Below are 18247 nucleotides of genomic sequence, written 5' to 3'. Positions count from 1 at the left end.
CCGTTGAAAATGTCACAGGAGGATATAAGAAATGAGCTATTTGAAAGGAATGATCGAGGAAATGCAGGAAACAGAAGGAAAAAAGCACAAACAAAAAAAAGTCATTATTTGCATTCTGGCGGTTCTGATTCTTATGGCAGCTGGTTTCTTGGGATACCGTGTTTATGCGAACTACAAAGAAGAACAGTTCTTTAAAAGCGTAAAACTAAGAGAGATTAAAGTAAAGCCTATGACACTTGAACACAAGGAAAAAGATGTGTTCACAGAAGCTTATCAGAAAGAATCCCAAAATCAGATTGACAAGCAAAAGAAAAAAGACTATACCATCCAGAAACCTATGGTGATCCAAAATGCATATGGGACAAATACGACGGCTTTGTACTATTACGGAAAAACAGACCGGGCTTCTTATGCAGTATGTACGGTAGAAGCACCTGATGCGGGGGCAGCAGTATACAAACATACGCTGAAGGGGAAAAAGAAGTACAGCACGACCCATGAATATCAGATCATTGGGCTGTCAGCCGGTACGAGAAATAAGGTGACCATGGAATTTTTTAACGAAGATGGAAGAGCTGTTGAAAAGCAGTACTTCTATGTGGATATACCGGAAGACGATGTTATTCCAAGGGTGCTGAAAAAGACAAAGGGAAGTTCCTCACAGAAGATGGAGGACGGGCTGTTTGCACTGTTGGGGCATGACAAGGCACAGAATGCAAATATTTATCTCTATGACAATAATGGAGTGAACCGGGGAAGGATGCCTTTAAATGACTATCGCACAGACCGTCTGCTCTTTGTCGGCGATGATATGGCTTACTCTTACGATTTTAACAAGATCGCCATGGTCAACAGGCTGGGGAAAGTCACAAAGACTTATGATCTTGGAGAAAATTATGAATTTCATCATGACTTTCTTTATGCAGAAAAACAAAATAAAATTATCTGCCTCGTCAATGACAAAAAACAGGATACCATTGAGGACATTGTAATTTCTGTTGATGTAAAGACGGGAGAAGTAAAGGAACTGATTGATTTTGAAGACTATTTTAAGACCATGCGGCTTCTGGCATACCGTCCGAAGAAAAACACTTATGGAGGAACGGGACTTGACTGGCTTCATTTAAACTCCATGAATATGATCGATGATGACAGTATGATTTTCAGCAGCAGGGAGCAGAGCACGCTTATTAAGATGAAAAATGTGTTTGAAAAACCGGAAGTGGATTATCTGATCCATGGAGGCACGATCTATAATGGAACGGATTATAAGAAATATCTGCTGAAAAAAGAAGGAAATTTTGTTGGCCAGGCGGGACAGCATACAATTTCGGTGGAACATGATAAGTCACTTCCGAAAGGCCAGTATTATCTCTACATGTTCAATAATAATTACGGATATTCTGCCACGATCAAGAATTTTGACTGGAGTATGTTCCCGGGAACCGGAACAATGAAAGAAGGGGAGAAGTCTATGTATTATAAGTATCTCGTGGATGAAAACAAGAGGACTTATAAACTGGTGCAGTCCTTTTCGATCCCTTACTCTCCGATCGTCAGCAGTGTTGAACACCTGAAGAATAATATTTCTTTTGGAAGCGGTACCAGCAAAACATTCGGAGAATATGACAAGGACGGAAAACTCATTTATTCCTTTTACTACGATGCGGACAAGTACTCTTACCGTGTTATGAAGTATGATTTTGAAGGATATTTATTCAGAGAATAGTTTTTGAATGACACAAAAACCCGGATATGCAGAGGTTATGCTGCATATCCGGGTTTTATTGGAGTTATGTATTTTTGGTTGTTCTCCTAGAGCTGGTCTTTCTTTTCCAGGATAGCGGCTGCAGCTGCGCAGGCAGGGCAGTCGCAGTATTCGGCGCCTTCCGCCTTGATCTCTCTGGCATGTGCCGCAACATCTTTTGCTTTGTCTGCCCCGAAAACCTGAGCTCCGGCTTCGGACTCTGCAAAACCGATCAAAGTGTCAATGGGCATAATATCTTCTTCCAATTCGGCAATGTATTTTTTTGTTTCCTCTGTCTCCGCTTCGGTGCCCACAGAATCCAGCCAGGTGTTAGCCGCATCTCTGGTTTCACTGCTGCATGTAGGAGAATCGATTAGTTCGCGGGTTTTTTCTACAACAAAATCTAATACATCTTTTTTCATAATGGGAACCTCCTCTGTCGTCCGGTTTTGATTTTATTTTACTCTTATTTAAGAAGAATTGCAATAATACCAGGTCAATAGGAAATCAAAGAAAACAGGGCTCTGCATTGCGGCGCTTTGTTTTTAATGCTATACTATCCTATTGAAAAGAAATTAGAGAAAACAGGAGCAATTATGAAAACATCAGATTTTACATTTGACCTGCCGGAAGAGCTGATCGCACAGGATCCGCTGACCGACCGTTCAAGTTCAAGATTATTAGTGTTAGACAAAGAAACAGGGGAGATAAGACACGAGGGTTTCCGGAATATTGCCGGTTATCTGAAAAGAGGAGACTGCCTTGTGTTAAACGATACGAAGGTTATCCCTGCCCGGCTGATTGGTGAAAAAGAGGGAACAGGTGCGAAAATCGAGGTCCTGCTCTTAAAAAGAAAACAGGACAATACGTGGGAAACACTTGTAAAACCGGGAAGGAAGGCGAAGCCGGGGACGAGAATTTCGTTTGGACAGGGGAAACTTGTCGGTGAGGTTACGGACATTGTGGACGAAGGAAACCGTCTCGTGAAGTTCGAGTTTGACGGGATTTTTGAGGAAGTGCTGGACGAGCTGGGACAGATGCCTCTGCCTCCGTACATCACTCATCAGCTGAAGGATAAGAACCGGTATCAGACCGTATACGCCAAACACGAAGGGTCTGCGGCGGCGCCGACAGCAGGGCTGCATTTTACAAAGGAACTGCTGAAAGAGATCGAAGAAAAAGGGATACGGCTTGCCTATGTCACTCTGCATGTGGGGCTTGGAACGTTCCGTCCTGTGAAGGTGGAAGATGTCACAGAACATCATATGCACTCTGAATTTTATGTTGTAGATGAAGAGGCAGCAGAAAAAATCAATAAAACCAGAAAAGAAGGCGGAAGGATCATTTCCGTTGGTACGACCAGCACAAGAACTTTGGAATCCGCGGCAGATGAAAACGGATTTATTGAACCTAAGAGCGGATGGACGGAGATCTTTATTTATCCGGGTTATAAGTTTAAGGTCATTGACGGTCTTATCACTAATTTTCATCTGCCGGAATCTACACTTTTGATGCTGGTGTCTGCACTGGCGGGAAAAGAGCATATTTTAAAGGCGTATGACGAGGCTGTGAAGGAGCGGTACCGTTTCTTCAGCTTTGGTGATGCGATGTTTATAATGTGAGTAAAAAATTCTGAAGCGAAACAGGCAGAATGACAAAGACATTGTATTCCGTATCGTAAGAATCAATGCCCAGATTTGGCAGACACATCCCTTTCGGGAGGGCAACACCCGCAGCGTTATTGTCTTTGCGGTATTGCTTGCCTGGGAAATATGAGAAAATTGGCGATTATATGGTGCGGGACTATAAAGAGCGGCCGCATGAATATCAGGAACATGAGAAATTCAAAAAATAGGAGCGGAAAATGATGAACGGACAAAACAGGTCTGATGTGAAGATTGGAGCGGCGGTCAAGATTGTCCTGAAAGCGGACCAACGGACCGGAAAGCTGACAGAAGGAATTGTAGCTCGGCTATTGACAAAGAGCAGCTACCATCCCCATGGCATAAAAGTGATGCTTGAGGATGGGCAGGTAGGCCGGGTACAGGATATTGTCAGATAGATATGGATATGAAAGAAACCATGGTATTTGTGGAGACTTAATCTATGAGTAAAAAAATATTTTAGACACTGCAGTAAATTTTATAGAATCAAACCTCCATAATGATATAGGACTGCGTGATGTTGCAAATCACGCAGGTTATTCATATTTTCATATGACACGTGTGTTTACTGCGGTTTTAGGTGAATCTGTGGGCAGCTACATAAATAAACGCAGGTTGTATGAAGCTTCAAGAAGTCTGATTTATTCGAAACAAAAAATTATAGATATTGCAATAGACAGCGGATTTGAATCATCAGAAGCATTTAGCCGCGCTTTTAAAAATATATTTCATGTGTCACCTACCGTTTATAGAAAAAATGGTCTTAATTTAGTTGTAAAAACAAAACGAAAACTAGAACAAGAACATATTTCTCACATTACTTAAAATATTTCTGTAACCCCTCAAATAATTGAAACTGAAGACATAGTGATAGCAGGTATAAGAGGAACTACTACTCTTTATAATAATTCATTACCTAAACTATGGTCTCAATATATGAAAATGTGTAGAATTCATAATATGAATACAATTGGTTATAGTATATATGAAAGTCATAATGCTTCATATTTAGAAAATGATGATCTTCGTTTTTCAGTGATGATAGGCTCACCAATTGAAGCATTTTCAACTGTACCAAAATCTTTTGAAAAAAAGACGTTGTCCAAAGGAAAATATGCGGTGTTTACACATACCGGTTCTTTCCAGAACCTGGTATTATCCTATGACTATATTTATGGAGTTTGGGCAATGTCTTCAAAATTTCAACTAGATAATCGTGAATCATATGAAATATACGATGGGCAAGTATGTGAGTATACAGACGCAGATAATTATGTCCTTATCTACATTCCTATAAAATAGGCTTTTTATATTTTGACGAATGCACCATCCTCAAATTGTGAATTGGAAGTTTTGATGTCAACTGTGAAATTTTCTGCTTTTATATCATTTACTAAAGAATATGTCTTTCAACCATTTTTTTCTAATCCACCCCAACAAATTTCAACAGTACCCAATGTCACATCAAAAACCATACTTTTAATTGTGCCAAAGAAATTATCATACCAGTTACAGCATAATCCCTCAGGATATTTAGATAAAAGTAATGTCTTTAAATCCCTGGTATTTATCCCATGAGATTGATTCACGAAATTTTCAATATAATTATATCGACAAACTGAATGTTTCATTGCCATCGGCTCAAGATTAATTATTTCCTGCAAATGTGCGTGATTGGTTGAATGTAAATACTGCTGTTCAGTAGTATCATCAATTTTTCTAAAAGCTTTAACCCCATCTAATGTTTCAAATAAAGCAGCGTTCCCCCCTTTATCAGCAAGAATCAGATTGATATTGTAGGCAATCGGCATATCTTCTAGAGTCTGCAGAGCTTCTTCTACATTCTTGCAGTTTTCTAATAAAGATCGTATGACCGCCCAAAATTGTAAACCTGTAACAGCGGGTCTGCGCATGACTTCCATATTGCCAACCGGCATACCGCAAGATGTTTGAGCAACCATCAGGCCACATTCATTTATTCCCTCGCCACGCCCAAACTGCATCATGCTTCCACCCATGTGAGCATACTTACCTGTAACTTTGGTCTTGCAGAAGGAAAAGTCCTCCATCTTGTGAGAAAACTCATAATTACGAGCTGCCATTACATGTCCGTTTGCTGTTAATTTAGGCAGTACAGCAAGCAAAGAACAACCGGGCGTTAAATAAGTCATTGCATAGTAAAGCATTTGCAATCTTGTTGTTTTAATAGCTTCTGCAAAACCTTGCAATTCTTCGTTCAGTCCGGGGCAATAACAATCAAACATTTCGGTCATTTGTGCCGCTTGTTTTTCCGTATAAGCACCGGGTGGGCATTTTTGCATTTCTGCAAATTGAGGGCAGTTCATTGCGATTTTCCCAAGCTGATACCCAATTTCATAATTCGAGCCGCATAATTCAAAAATACTTACATTTGCTTTTTCCATAAAGCACCTCTTTTCTTAATATAATTCATATTATAAATTAGCAGGCAACTTAATTCATGATATATTTTGCGCATTTAATTCGTCTTGTTTTTTCTCTTACAACGTGAAGTGTCTGCCGACAGTAAAAATGCCCGCAAAGCCTGCAGAATAAGGCTTTGCGGACATATAAGAATTTGTGAAAAGATAATCAGAAATTTATTTTAAGTTTAAATATAAGATTAAAAACACAAAATTTCTTGTCTTTTATATTAACTTTACAGTTGAAATAGGCTATTATAAATATACAGAAAAGCGATGTAGGAAAAGTGTCCCTGCACCGCTCGTTTTCTGCGGACGCGATGCTGATTATATAATCTCCGGGGACCGGCTGTTTCTGAAAGGAATGACGATTTCGGGAATACCGGATGCATAGGGGGCAATGTCATATTGCTGGTAATAAATCACTAAGCCGGCTGGGGTTATATAAAAATTTTCAGCATGAAAGTTATTACGGAGAAGCTGGCTGTAATCCTCAAAAAAAGTGGCTGGGGATTCTTTTAAACGATCCTCTATCTGTTTTTCTATGCGTCGGAAAAGGCATTCGGGAAATCCCTGTACTCCGGGAAAAAATTCCGTCAGGTTTATCTGCCTTCCCATACAGAAATCCCAGGTGTCAGAGCTGCGCACAGTTGCTCCGTGAGCCCCGCCTGAATAAGAATACTGATCTGTATAAAGACTTACGATACAGCCCTTATTGTAAACTATATGGTAATCAGAAAGAAATTCATAGCTGTTGAATGGCGGTATATTCTCTGGAATATACTGAGCCGCCTGCACTGCCTGCGAATAGAGATCTGTGCGGCAGTTCTTCTCTGTTTTTTCAGCCTTTAATGCATAATAACCGTTTATATGGCAGGCTGCCGGCGGACTGCATGTAGTTTCAAAAAAAGGATAGTTTATCTTATAGGTGAGTACTGGGATATCATGATAGAACATAGTATCTTTCAGAACTTTATTATGGATTTTCTGCATGAGGGCCTCAGAAGTTTTTATTATTGACAGTATACTTGTGGAAATTTTTAAATATGAATATAAATGTTTTTTCTTCTGACAGAATTACCAAAAGATATGGGGGTACAGATGCAAGTCGACCTGACCGACGGCCGGATTGGCCGTTCTATTATATTATTCAGCCTGCCAATGATTGTGGGCAACCTTTTACAACAGTTATATAATATCGCTGATACCCTGATTGTAGGCAGAACGATCGGTGCTGCCGCACTGTCTGCAGTCGGTTCGGCCTATGCTCTGATGGTTCTTCTGACTTCTGTTTTACTGGGACTTTGTATGGGAAGCGGCGTTGTCTTTGCCCAACTCTATGGGCGTAAAGAGCATGACCGAATGAAGACATCTATTGTCAATGCGTTCGTCTTTATTATGTTGGTTTCCGCCGTGATTACGGCAGCAGCATTTCTTCTGCTGGATCATTTGATTGTGTGGCTTCACATTCCAAAAGAAGCGGCCCCGTTTACAAAAGAATACTTATTTATTATTTTTTTTGGAATCTTTTTTGTCTGCATCTATAATTTTTTCAGCTCTGTACTCCGCAGCATCGGCAATACGGTGACACCGTTGGTGTTTTTGGCTGTCTCTGCGGTGCTGAACATCATACTGGACGTGGTTTTTATTTTAAAATTTGGGATGGGGATTGCCGGGGCGGCGTGGGCCACAGTAACCGCCCAGGGGGTATCTGCCGTACTGATTACAGTATACTTTTTTTCTAAAGCAGGAGACTTGTGTCCAAAACGCTGTCATATGTATTACAGCCGGGAACTTCTTGGTATGATCATTAATAATTCTACTCTGACAGCTATACAGCAGTCGATCATGAATCTTGGAATTTTGATGGTGCAGGGATTAGTCAACAGTTTTGGATTTCTTACTTCCGCAGCTTTTGCCGCAGTGGTAAAGATTGATGCCTTCGCCTATATGCCGGCACAGGATTTTGGAAATGCTTTTACCACTTATATCGCACAAAATTATGGAGCGGGAAAACCAGACAGGATAAAAAAAGGTCTTCGGTCAGCGGTATTCATTTCTATTGGGTTTTGCGCGGCTGCGTCTGTGACAGTGGTCGTCTTTGCAAGACAGTTTATGATGATTTTTATCAAACCTCAGGAAACGGAGATTATTGCAATCGGAGTAAAGTATCTGCATATTGTGGGCTGTTTTTATGCAGGGATCGGTATATTGTTCTTGCTTTATGGACTCTATCGGGGACTGGGCCGTTCTGCAGTCTCTATTTGGCTGACTGTCATTTCCCTGGGAAGCAGGGTACTACTGGCCTATATGCTGTCATCTGTGCCGGTCATCGGACTCGCCGGAGTCTGGTGGGCAGTCCCGATCGGATGGGCTTTGGCGGATGCAGCCGGATTGTTATATTTCGTATTCCGGAAAAAGAATCTGTTGCTGGAAAAATAAAGAATCAATGTGATTGACAAAGGAGTTTTATGAGTGATGTAATCGTAGTCGGAGGAGGTGCGGCGGGAATGATCGCTGCCATCTGTTCTGCAGGAGAGGGGAATCGAGTCACCCTATTAGAAAAAAACGAAAAATTGGGGAAAAAGCTTTTTATTACAGGGAAAGGCAGGTGTAATCTGACCAATGCCGGTGACATCGAAGATCTGATGGGCCATGTAGTTACCAACAGGGAATTTTTATACAGTGCATTTTATTCTTTCACCAATGAACAGATGATGGAATGGATGGAGCAATGGGGATGTCCGGTGAAAGTAGAGCGGGGGAACCGTGTGTTTCCTGTGTCTGACAAATCGTCAGACGTGATCAGAGCCATGGAGAGAGAACTTGGCAAAAGAAAGGTGTCTGTTAAGCTGAATACGGAGGTGAGACAGATTCTGACGGAGAATGGCAGCATCAGGGGTGTTGAAGTAAATGGCGGGCGAAAGATGAAGGCGGACAAGGTAGTCATTGCAACGGGAGGCGTTTCTTATCCTTCCACAGGTTCCACCGGAGACGGGCACTCATTTGCAAAAAAAACGGGACATAAGGTGACTCATTTGGACCCGGCGCTTGTTCCTTTTAATATCGACGGGACAGTCTGTTCAAGGCTTCAGGGGCTTTCCCTTAAAAATGTGGAAGCATCCCTTTATGCAGACGGAAAACGTATTTATAAAGAATTCGGGGAGATGCTGTTTACTCATTTTGGCATCAGCGGACCGATTATCATAAGCGCCAGCAGCTATGCGGTGAGGCACAAAGGAAAACAGTTAAAATTTTGCATCGATCTGAAGCCGGCATTGTCGGAAGAACAGCTGGATCAGAGAATTCTGAAAGATTTTCAGAAAAATATCAATAAAGAATTCAAAAATTCTCTTGGAAAGCTGTTGCCAAAAAAAATGATCCCGGTTATCCTAGAACTATCCGGAATTCCGGAGGACAAAAAGGTTCATGAGATCACGAAGGATGAGCGGAGGAGTCTCACAGCACTATTAAAAGCTATGCCTCTTATGGTCACGAGTACGAGAGGGTTTAAAGAGGCTATCATCACTCACGGCGGAGTGGATGTAAAAGAGATCAACCCGAGTACCATGGAATCCAAGAAGGTGCAGGGATTATATTTTGCAGGGGAAGTGTTGGATCTGGATGCGCTGACCGGGGGTTATAATCTTCAGATCGCATGGTCCACAGGATACTTGGCAGGAATGAATTAGGAGGAATCATATATGTACAGTATTGCCATTGACGGCCCGGCGGGAGCCGGAAAGAGCACGATCGCAAAAACAATCGCAAAAAAATTGGAATTTATCTATGTGGATACGGGAGCCATGTACCGGGCCATGGCTTTGTATTTTATCCGCAGCCAGATCGATTATACAGATGAAGCGGCCATTGACGCTGCCTGTAAGGATATAAGAGTCAGCATAACTTATGAGAACGGGATGCAGCAGGTGATTTTAAACGGAGAAAATGTGACCGGACAGATCCGGACGGAGAAAGTGGGGAATATGGCATCCAAGACATCCGCATATCCTTCTGTGAGGGCTGCTCTTTTAGATCTGCAGAGAGATCTCGCAAAAACTGCGGACATTTTAATGGACGGAAGGGATATCGGGACCAATGTGCTTCCCGATGCGGATTTAAAAATATATTTGACGGCTTCCGTGGAGGTCAGGGCAAAGCGCCGCTATGATGAACTCATTGAGAAAGGGCAGGAGGCAGATCTTGCTGTCATTGAAGAAGATATAAAGAAAAGGGACCACCAGGATATGACCAGAGACATCGCGCCGCTTAGACAGGCGGAGGATGCGGTTCTCGTGGATTCTTCCGGGATGACGATCGAAGAAGTAGCCGATACGGTGATCCGCGAATTTGAAAAGGTGAAATAAGAGATGGAAGTAAACTTAGCGAAAACAGCAGGATTTTGTTTCGGTGTCAGACGCGCGGTGGATAAGGTATATGAGGAGGCAGGAAAAGAACAGGTCTATACATACGGACCAATCATCCATAACTCGGAGGTGGTCTCCGATCTGGAACAAAGAGGCGTAAAAGTCCTCCGTTCCAGAGAAGAATTGGAGCAGATTTCAGAGGGAACCGTGATCATCCGGTCCCACGGCGTGGCAAAGGATATTTATGAGCTGATCCGGCAGAAGGGGCTGCATCTGGTAGATGCCACCTGTCCTTTTGTCTTAAAGATCCACAGGATCGTGGAGAAGGCCAGTGCCGAAGGAAAACAGATCCTGATCATCGGCAGCTCGGAGCATCCCGAGGTAGAAGGAATCAGGGGCTGGTGCAGCGGAGAAGTCCATGTGATCTCCGATGCAGAGGGGCTTTCGGGAGTCGAACTCGGAGACAAACCGGCCTGCGTTGTTTCACAGACGACATTTAATTACAATAAATTTCAAGATATAGTTGAAATTATCAAGGAAAAGAGTTATCATATAGAAGTATGTAATACAATTTGTAATGCCACAGAAGAGCGTCAACTGGAAGCAAAATCTATAGCACACGATGTAGATGCAATGATTGTCATTGGCGACAGACAAAGTTCTAACAGCCAGAAATTATATGAGATCAGCAAAAAAGAGTGTGGGAACACCTTTTTTGTGCAGACACTTAAAGACCTGGATTTGAAACTTTTTGAATCGACTGGTAAGGTAGGTATTACAGCGGGGGCATCCACCCCAGAGAAAATTATCAAGGAGGTTCATGCTAGCATGACGGAAAAGAGTTTTGAACAATTATTAGAGGAAAGTTTAGTTACGATTCGTAACGGAGAGGTAGTGGAAGGAACAGTCATTGACGTAAAACCAGATGAGATCATCTTAAACATCGGTTACAAAGCTGACGGTATCCTGACACGCAGTGAGTACTCTAATGATGCGGCTAACTTAGATTTAACAACGATCGCCAAAGTAGGGGATACGATGGAGACAAAAGTCCTTAAAGTGAACGACGGAGAAGGACAAGTGTTGTTGACATATAAGAGACTGGCAGCAGAAAAAGGCAACAAGCGCCTGGAAGAAGCTTACGAAAACAAGGAAGTGCTCAAAGCGCCTGTGGCTCAGGTTTTAGATGGTGGTTTAAGTGTGATTATTGATGAGGCGAGAGTCTTCATCCCGGCAAGCCTTGTATCTGATTCTTACGAGAGAGACTTAAAGAAATACGACGGACAGGAAATCGAGTTTGTCATCAGTGAGTTTAACCCGAGAAAGAGAAGAGTCATCGGAGACCGCAAGCAGTTGTTAGTGGCTGCAAAGAAAGAAAAACAGAAAGAATTATTCGCAAAGATCGAGCCTGGAATGAAGATCGACGGAGTTGTCAAGAACGTGACAGACTTCGGTGCATTCATCGACTTAGGCGGCGCAGACGGACTGCTTCATATTTCAGAGATGTCCTGGGGACGTGTGGAAAATCCGAAAAAGGTATTTTCTATCGGTGATAAGGTAACTGTACTGATCAAGGATATCCAGGGTGAAAAGATCGCGCTGAGCCTGAAATTCCCAGAGGAAAATCCATGGTTAAAGGCAGAAGAGAAATACAAAGTTGGCAATGTTGTGGACGGAAAAGTCGCACGTATGACAGATTTCGGAGCATTTGTTGAGCTGGAATCAGGCATTGACGCACTGCTTCACGTTTCTCAGATTGCCAAGGAACATATTGACAAGCCATCTGATGTTTTATCCGTTGGACAGGAAATCACAGCCAAAGTCGTTGACTTCAAAAAGGATGAAAAGAAGATCAGCTTGAGCATGAAAGCATTGCTCAATGACAATGCAGAGGATGCAGAATAAGAGATTGACGGGGCGGTTTCCGATGCAGGAAACCGTCTTTTTTTGACCTGTCGGGGGTTCCCTTTGAATCGGCTATTGTAATATGGCTGATTTTAAGCTATAATGTTTTCTAATACGTCTTGCTGTGGCGGATCATTGTCCTGTCAGGAAAGACAAATTTTATATAAGGAGTAGTTTACCAATGCAAATAAAGAAATTTAAAAAAGTATTAGTAGCCAACCGCGGTGAGATTGCGATCCGTGTATTCCGTGCTCTCAATGAGCTGGGGATTACCACTGTTGGTGTATTTTCAAAAGAAGACCGCTATGCATTGTTCCGCTCCAAGGCGGATGAGTCATATCAGCTGAATCCGGATAAAGGACCGATCGATGCGTATCTGGATATCAAGACCATCATCCGGATTGCCAAAGAGAAAAATGTGGATGCGATCCATCCGGGGTATGGATTCCTGTCTGAAAATCCGGAATTTGTAGATGCCTGTGAGAGACACGGGATTACCTTTATCGGACCGACATCTGACATCATGAGGGCGATGGGAGATAAAATCTCTTCCAAGCAGATGGCAATCAAAGCGGATGTGCCGATCATACCGGGTGTGGACCATGCGGTACATAGTGAAAAAGAAGTCATTGAGATTGCAGAGAAGGTCGGATATCCTGTGATGCTGAAAGCATCCAACGGAGGCGGCGGACGCGGCATGCGCATCGTTCACACGGCAGAAGATATGCCGAAGGAATATGCGGAAGCAAGAGATGAATCCAAAAAGGCATTCGGAGACGATCAGATTTTTATTGAAAAGTACCTGAAAAGTCCGAAACATATTGAAGTACAGATCATCGGAGATAACTACGGCAATGTCGTTCATCTGTATGACCGTGACTGTTCCGTTCAGCGGCGTCACCAGAAGGTGGTAGAGTATGCACCGGCCTTCAGCATTCCGGAAGAGACAAGGAAGGTGATATTTGACAGTTCGTTAAGGCTGGCAAAGACGGTCGGATACCGCAACGCCGGAACCTTAGAGTTTCTTGTGGATGCCGATAACAATCCTTACTTCATCGAGATGAATCCGAGGGTTCAGGTAGAACACACGGTGACAGAGATGGTAACAGGGATCGATATCGTACAGACGCAGATCCTCGTTGCTCAGGGGTATGCCCTTGACTCTGATGAGATTCAGATTCCTTCTCAGGAAAGTGTGGAAACTACGGGCTATGCTATTCAGACACGTATCACCACCGAAGATCCTTCAAACAACTTCCTGCCGGATACAGGAAAGATCACAGTATACCGTTCCGGAGCCGGAAACGGAATCCGCCTGGACGGAGGAAATGCATATGCAGGGGCAGAGATCACTCCATATTATGACAGTCTCCTCGTAAAGGCATGCTCTCATGACCGTACGTTCTTAGGGGCTGTGATGAAGTCTACCCGTGTGCTGAAAGAGACAAGAATCCGGGGTATCAAGACCAACATCCCGTTCCTGATCAATGTCCTTAACCATGAGACTTTTAAATCAGGACAGTGCTATACGACATTTATAGAAGATACTCCTGAGCTGTTCCTTTTCGCCGCATCCCAGGACCGTGCCACAAAGATTCTGGAGTTCCTCGGAAATAAAATGGTCAACGAACAGAAGGCAGAAGAAAAACCGTTTTTCGAAGACCGTGTGCTTCCGAAGTATGACAAAAAGAAAGAGATTTACGGCGCCAGGGATGAATTTTTAAAACTCGGAGCCGAAGGTTATACTCAGAAGATCTTAAATGATAAAAAACTTTATGTAACTGACACAACAATGAGAGATGCCCAGCAGTCTTTGATGGCCACCCGTATGAGAACGAAGGATCTTGCAGGGGCTGCCAAGGCATCCAACCAGTACATGGCAAATGCATTTTCCATGGAAGCGTGGGGAGGAGCCACATACGATACTTCTTACCGCTTCTTAAAGGAATCTCCGTGGGTAAGACTGGCACTCTTAAGAGAAAGAATGCCGAATACCCTGATTCAGATGCTTCTTCGGGCGTCCAATGCGGTCGGATACAAGAATTATCCGGACAATGTAGTGACAACCTTTATCGAAGAGGCGGCATCCCGCGGAGTCGATGTATTCCGTATTTTTGACAGCTTAAACTGGGTTGAGAATATGAAGCTTCCGATTGAAACGGCTTTAAAGACCGGTAAGATCGTGGAAGGAGCTATCTGTTATACCGGGGATATTCTGAATCCGGATGAGACAAAATATACACTGGATTACTATGTAAAAAAGGCAAAAGAATTGGAAAGCCTGGGATGCCACATCTTTACCATCAAAGATATGGCAGGGCTTGTAAAGCCTTATGCAGCCGAAAAGCTCATCAAAACGTTAAAAGAAGAACTGAATATACCGGTTAATCTGCATACCCATGATTCCACCGGAAACGGAGTCAGCACTCTGCTGAAAGCAGCGGAAGCGGGAGTGGATATTGTTGACTGTGCCATCGGATCTATGAGTTCCATGACAAGCAACCCGTCCATGAACTCTCTTACAGAGGCACTCAGGGGAACCGAGAGGGATACGGGATTAGTTCCGGATGAACTCACAGAATTAAGCCAGTACTATGAGAGACTGAGACCGGTTTATAAACAGTTTGAAAGCGGCATGGACGCTCCGAACACAGAGATCTACAAGTATGAGATCCCGGGAGGACAGTACTCCAACCTGCTGGCTCAGGTAAAAGAGATGGGAGCAGCAGAGGATTTTGAGGAGATCAAGAGTCTGTACAAAGATGCCAATGATCTGCTTGGAAATATTGTAAAAGTTACGCCTTCCTCTAAAGTCGTCGGAGACTTTGCCATCTTTATGTTTAAAAACGGTCTGACCAAAGAAAATATTCTGACAGAGGGCAGAGGATTATCTTATCCTGATTCCGTAGTCGAATATTTTGAAGGAATGATCGGACAGCCGGAAGGCGGATTCCCGAAAGAACTTCAGGCTATCGTGCTGAAAGGCAAAGAGCCGATCACCGTCCGTCCGGGAAGCCTGATTCCTCCGGAAGATTTCGATCAGATCAAGAAAGGGCTCAAAGAGTTCTTTTATATTGATACAATGGAAGACGAAAAGACGCTTCACCGCAAAGCCATCAGCTATGCGATGTATCCGAAAGTATATGAGGATTACTGCAGACATTTTGAGGCTTACAATGACGTCACAAGGCTGGAAAGCCATGTGTATTTCTACGGGCTGAGAAAGGGTGAGGAGACGACACTGACCATCGGAGAAGGAAAAGATTTGATCATCAAGTTTGTGGATATGTCAGAACCCGATGAGAACGGATACCGTCTGCTGGAATTCGAGGTCAACGGTTCCATGCGTGAAGTGAAGATCTTAGACCGCAACCTGGAAGTCAAGGCCGACCACAGGATCAAAGCGGATAAGAGCAATCCGGGACATTTAGGCTCAACAATTCCTGGAACCGTCGGAAAAGTCCTCGTAAAAGAGGGAGATCCGGTAACTGTGAATATGCCGCTTCTTACCGTGGAAGCAATGAAGATGGAAACCACCGTCGTATCCAAAGTTAACGGAAAGGTGGATAAGATCTACGTTAATGAAGGCGAACAGGTCAATCAGGAAGATCTGCTTGTATCTTTTGAAATCGAAGAAGAATAATCTTACTCATAATGACAGACAATAAAAGGGAGAAGCACTGCGCTTCTTCCTTTTTATTAAATCAAAGTGAGGATTTCGATATGAATGAAGATCAAAGAAATGAGATAAGAGATACCGGAGAACTGGACCTGGGCGGGATTCATGTCATGACGGTCATAGGAGAGATCGAGGGGCATCAGCTGTCCCCGCAGAACTCCAAGACAACCAAATATGAGCATATGATCCCTGCGCTTGCCAAAGCAGAGTACTCTGACGATATCAAGGGGATACTGATTCTGCTCAATACGGTTGGAGGGGATGTGGAATGTGGGCTTGCCCTTGCGGAAATGATTGCTTCCCTGAGTAAACCAACGGTAACGCTTGTATTGGGAGGGAGCCATTCCATCGGAGTGCCTCTTGCAGTCTCTTCTGACTATTCATTTATTGTTAAAAGTGCAACAATGATGATCCATCCGGTGCGCTCCAGCGGAACCTTCATCGGTGTGCTTCAAAGCTACCGTAATATTGAGAAGATTCAGGACCGTATTACCAGATTCATCAGCGATCACTCTGACATTGCGGAGGATAAGGTGGAAGAACTGATGCTGCACATCGGAGAACAGGTGAAAGACGCAGGAACCGTACTTGAGGGAGAACAGGCGGTGGAACTGGGCCTGATCAATGAAATCGGGGGCATGAGCGAGGCCTTTGCAAAGCTTAAGGAACTCATACAAAATACCTCGGAAAACTGAGAAAAAACCGGGGGTTCCGGTGTACAGAATAAAGTACAAAAAAAGCAAAAAAATCCTTTAATTTCGGGTAAAAGTAGTGTAGAATGATAATAGATTGTTTTTATTTTAACGAACATTAAAGGAGGAGCTATGAGAGGAATTGAGACCCCGGTCCGAGAGATCAGAAAAAAGGTATTTACAGAGATTGCTAAATTTGCCTATGAACAAAGAGACCTTGAAGAAATCGAGGATCTGCCGTACGAATTAGTGAAAGGTGAGCTGCCGACATACCGCGACAGTATTTATCGTGAAAGGGCAGTGGTAGGAGAGAGAATCCGTCTTGCCATGGGGATGTCTTTAAGACCTGCTGATAAGCCTGCAAGAATAACAAAAGGAATCAAACAGAGCAACATTGCTGAAAAATACTACGAGCCGCCGCTTCTGCAGGTGATCCCGGCAGCATGCAACGCCTGCAAGGACAGAGCATTCATTGTAGGAGGAGAGTGTCAGGGATGTATGGCACATCCATGTATGGAAGTATGTCCGAAAAATGCAATCAGTTTTGTGGACGGATATTCCTACATTGATCAGGAAAAGTGCATTAAGTGCGGACAGTGCCAGAAAGTATGCCCATACAGTGCGATCCATGAGAGAAAAAGGCCGTGTGAAGTAGCCTGTGGCGTGGGAGCGATCGAGACTGATTATGCAGGACGTGCTACCATTAATCCTGACAAATGTGTATCCTGCGGCATGTGCATGGTCAACTGTCCGTTTGGAGCCATTGCAGACAAGTCACAGATCTACCAGCTGATCAAAGCCATGAATGAAGGCAACGAAGTCATCGCCATCCTGGCCCCTGCTTTTGTTGGACAGTTTGGGCCGAAGGCAACCCCTGCCAAGGTGAAGGCCGCACTGCTGGAGATCGGATTTGCCGACGTATGGGAAGTGGCAGTGGGAGCGGATGCAGGTGCCCTGGAAGAAGCGGATCACTATGCACATGGAGTTGCTACAGGAGAGGTGCCGTTCCTTTTGACCTCCTGCTGTCCGTCCTGGTCTATGCTCGGGAAAAAGTACTTCCCTGAACTGATCGACCAGATTTCAAATTCACTGACCCCGATGGTGGCGACAGCCAGAGCCGCAAGACAGACCAACAAGAACGCAAAAATCGTATTCGTCGGTCCTTGTGTGGCTAAAAAACTGGAAGCTTCCAGAAAGTCTGTCAGAAGTGAAGTGGATTTTGTCATTACATTTGAAGAATTGGACGGCATGTTTACCGCCAAGGATATTGATTTCAGTACTTACGACAAGGAAGTCGAGATGAACGATGCGTTCGGTGCAGGACGCGGATATGCAGTCGCAAGCGGTGTTGCCGCGGCTATTGAAGCATGCGTAAAAGAATACCATCCGGGAGTGGATGTGAAGATTGACCATGTGGAAGGACTCGCAGAATGCAAGAAGATGCTTCTTCAGGCAAAAGCCGGCAAGAAGAACGGGTACCTGATCGAAGGAATGGGATGTCCGGGAGGATGCGTTGCCGGAGCCGGAACCAATATCCCGGTAGTCAAAGCGGGTGTACAGGTTAAGAAGTTCGTGAATGAAGCAGAGCAGTTCATTCCGCCTGAGACAGCAAAATACTGATATTCATTATATTTCAAAGATACAAAAGAGTCTGAACGGAACCAAAGAGTTCTGTCCAGGCTCTTTACATTTATTTAGGTTAATTGTAAAATAGTCATATAACTCTTTTGATGAAGGGTTGTTGAGTATTAA

The 18247-nt window shown here is 43.6% G+C and carries 16 protein-coding genes; 13 read left to right on the top strand and 3 right to left on the bottom strand.

Annotated elements, in window-relative coordinates; all coding sequences use genetic code 11:
• The first annotated feature begins 31 nt into the window (after positions 1–31).
• Positions 32–1729: an aryl-sulfate sulfotransferase gene (locus DWV34_RS12555; RefSeq protein WP_118476405.1), complete on the top strand. Its 1698-nt coding sequence runs from the start codon at positions 32–34 to the stop codon at positions 1727–1729.
• 86 nt (positions 1730–1815) lie between these two features.
• On the opposite strand, the gene DWV34_RS12550 is transcribed toward DWV34_RS12555, so the two are convergent.
• Positions 1816–2169, bottom strand: coding sequence for a hypothetical protein (locus DWV34_RS12550; RefSeq protein ID WP_006568897.1), 354 nt, complete (start codon positions 2167–2169; stop codon positions 1816–1818).
• Positions 2170–2343: 174 nt separating this feature from the next.
• Between DWV34_RS12550 and queA the strand changes: the two genes are divergently transcribed.
• The 5 genes from queA (at position 2344) to DWV34_RS12525 (ending at position 4713) form a co-directional block, all read left to right on the top strand.
• Positions 2344–3369: a tRNA preQ1(34) S-adenosylmethionine ribosyltransferase-isomerase QueA gene (queA, locus tag DWV34_RS12545; RefSeq protein WP_009288729.1), complete on the top strand. Its 1026-nt coding sequence runs from the start codon at positions 2344–2346 to the stop codon at positions 3367–3369.
• A 7-nt stretch (positions 3370–3376) separates the two neighbouring features.
• Entirely contained in the window at positions 3377–3523 is a 147-nt protein-coding gene (locus tag DWV34_RS18210; protein WP_083809522.1) for a Fic family protein, read from the top strand.
• Between the two features lie 88 nt (positions 3524–3611).
• Positions 3612–3809 carry a YwbE family protein gene (locus tag DWV34_RS12535; protein WP_009288728.1) on the top strand — a complete coding sequence of 66 codons (198 nt, stop codon included), beginning with the start codon at positions 3612–3614 and terminating at the stop codon, positions 3807–3809.
• Between the two features lie 58 nt (positions 3810–3867).
• Complete coding sequence (locus DWV34_RS12530) at positions 3868–4236, top strand: helix-turn-helix transcriptional regulator (RefSeq protein WP_108912274.1); 369 nt, start codon at positions 3868–3870, stop codon at positions 4234–4236.
• A gap of 3 nt (positions 4237–4239) precedes the next feature.
• On the top strand, positions 4240–4713 hold the full coding sequence (locus DWV34_RS12525) for a GyrI-like domain-containing protein (RefSeq protein WP_325058591.1): 474 nt from the start codon (positions 4240–4242) through the stop codon (positions 4711–4713).
• 107 nt (positions 4714–4820) lie between these two features.
• Here DWV34_RS12525 and DWV34_RS12520 read toward each other — a convergent pair whose 3' ends face one another.
• Both DWV34_RS12520 and DWV34_RS12515 read right to left on the bottom strand, forming a co-directional pair.
• Entirely contained in the window at positions 4821–5834 is a 1014-nt protein-coding gene (locus tag DWV34_RS12520) for a C45 family autoproteolytic acyltransferase/hydolase (RefSeq protein ID WP_243000866.1), read from the bottom strand.
• A gap of 345 nt (positions 5835–6179) precedes the next feature.
• Positions 6180–6845, bottom strand: a complete 666-nt coding sequence (locus tag DWV34_RS12515) for a DUF3298 and DUF4163 domain-containing protein (protein ID WP_022260849.1) — start codon at positions 6843–6845, stop codon at positions 6180–6182.
• A gap of 108 nt (positions 6846–6953) precedes the next feature.
• On the opposite strand from DWV34_RS12515, the gene DWV34_RS12510 reads away from it, so the two are divergent.
• From DWV34_RS12510 to DWV34_RS12480, 7 genes are all read left to right on the top strand, one after another.
• Positions 6954–8294 (top strand): MATE family efflux transporter, encoded by a 1341-nt coding sequence (locus DWV34_RS12510; RefSeq protein WP_225103667.1) that lies wholly within the window; start codon positions 6954–6956, stop codon positions 8292–8294.
• A gap of 29 nt (positions 8295–8323) precedes the next feature.
• Positions 8324–9544, top strand: coding sequence for an NAD(P)/FAD-dependent oxidoreductase (locus DWV34_RS12505; protein ID WP_009288721.1), 1221 nt, complete (start codon positions 8324–8326; stop codon positions 9542–9544).
• Between the two features lie 12 nt (positions 9545–9556).
• Complete coding sequence (cmk, locus tag DWV34_RS12500; protein ID WP_009288720.1) at positions 9557–10219, top strand: (d)CMP kinase; 663 nt, start codon at positions 9557–9559, stop codon at positions 10217–10219.
• A gap of 3 nt (positions 10220–10222) precedes the next feature.
• Entirely contained in the window at positions 10223–12124 is a 1902-nt protein-coding gene (locus DWV34_RS12495) for a bifunctional 4-hydroxy-3-methylbut-2-enyl diphosphate reductase/30S ribosomal protein S1 (protein WP_009288719.1), read from the top strand.
• 181 nt (positions 12125–12305) lie between these two features.
• Complete coding sequence (locus DWV34_RS12490) at positions 12306–15767, top strand: pyruvate carboxylase (RefSeq protein WP_022260847.1); 3462 nt, start codon at positions 12306–12308, stop codon at positions 15765–15767.
• An 80-nt stretch (positions 15768–15847) separates the two neighbouring features.
• Positions 15848–16498, top strand: coding sequence for a ClpP family protease (locus DWV34_RS12485; RefSeq protein ID WP_022260846.1), 651 nt, complete (start codon positions 15848–15850; stop codon positions 16496–16498).
• A gap of 129 nt (positions 16499–16627) precedes the next feature.
• Positions 16628–18115: a 4Fe-4S dicluster domain-containing protein gene (locus DWV34_RS12480; RefSeq protein WP_006568913.1), complete on the top strand. Its 1488-nt coding sequence runs from the start codon at positions 16628–16630 to the stop codon at positions 18113–18115.
• Positions 18116–18247: the final 132 nt, after the last annotated feature.

This window comes from Anaerostipes sp. AF04-45, from assembly GCF_003461725.1.
In the GTDB taxonomy this organism is placed as follows: domain Bacteria; phylum Bacillota; class Clostridia; order Lachnospirales; family Lachnospiraceae; genus Anaerostipes; species Anaerostipes caccae.
Note: the sequence above shows the minus strand (reverse complement) of the source record. Positions and strands in the feature narration are given on the sequence as shown.

Coding starts and splice junctions, on each gene's coding strand:
- DWV34_RS12555 (WP_118476405.1), top strand. CDS start 32: ATGAGCTATTTGAAAGGAATGATCGAGGAAATGCAGGAAACAGAAGGA.
- DWV34_RS12550 (WP_006568897.1), bottom strand. CDS start 2,169: ATGAAAAAAGATGTATTAGATTTTGTTGTAGAAAAAACCCGCGAACTA.
- queA (WP_009288729.1), top strand. CDS start 2,344: ATGAAAACATCAGATTTTACATTTGACCTGCCGGAAGAGCTGATCGCA.
- DWV34_RS12535 (WP_009288728.1), top strand. CDS start 3,612: ATGATGAACGGACAAAACAGGTCTGATGTGAAGATTGGAGCGGCGGTC.
- DWV34_RS12520 (WP_243000866.1), bottom strand. CDS start 5,834: ATGGAAAAAGCAAATGTAAGTATTTTTGAATTATGCGGCTCGAATTAT.
- DWV34_RS12515 (WP_022260849.1), bottom strand. CDS start 6,845: ATGCAGAAAATCCATAATAAAGTTCTGAAAGATACTATGTTCTATCAT.
- DWV34_RS12510 (WP_225103667.1), top strand. CDS start 6,954: ATGCAAGTCGACCTGACCGACGGCCGGATTGGCCGTTCTATTATATTA.
- DWV34_RS12505 (WP_009288721.1), top strand. CDS start 8,324: ATGAGTGATGTAATCGTAGTCGGAGGAGGTGCGGCGGGAATGATCGCT.
- cmk (WP_009288720.1), top strand. CDS start 9,557: ATGTACAGTATTGCCATTGACGGCCCGGCGGGAGCCGGAAAGAGCACG.
- DWV34_RS12495 (WP_009288719.1), top strand. CDS start 10,223: ATGGAAGTAAACTTAGCGAAAACAGCAGGATTTTGTTTCGGTGTCAGA.
- DWV34_RS12490 (WP_022260847.1), top strand. CDS start 12,306: ATGCAAATAAAGAAATTTAAAAAAGTATTAGTAGCCAACCGCGGTGAG.
- DWV34_RS12485 (WP_022260846.1), top strand. CDS start 15,848: ATGAATGAAGATCAAAGAAATGAGATAAGAGATACCGGAGAACTGGAC.
- DWV34_RS12480 (WP_006568913.1), top strand. CDS start 16,628: ATGAGAGGAATTGAGACCCCGGTCCGAGAGATCAGAAAAAAGGTATTT.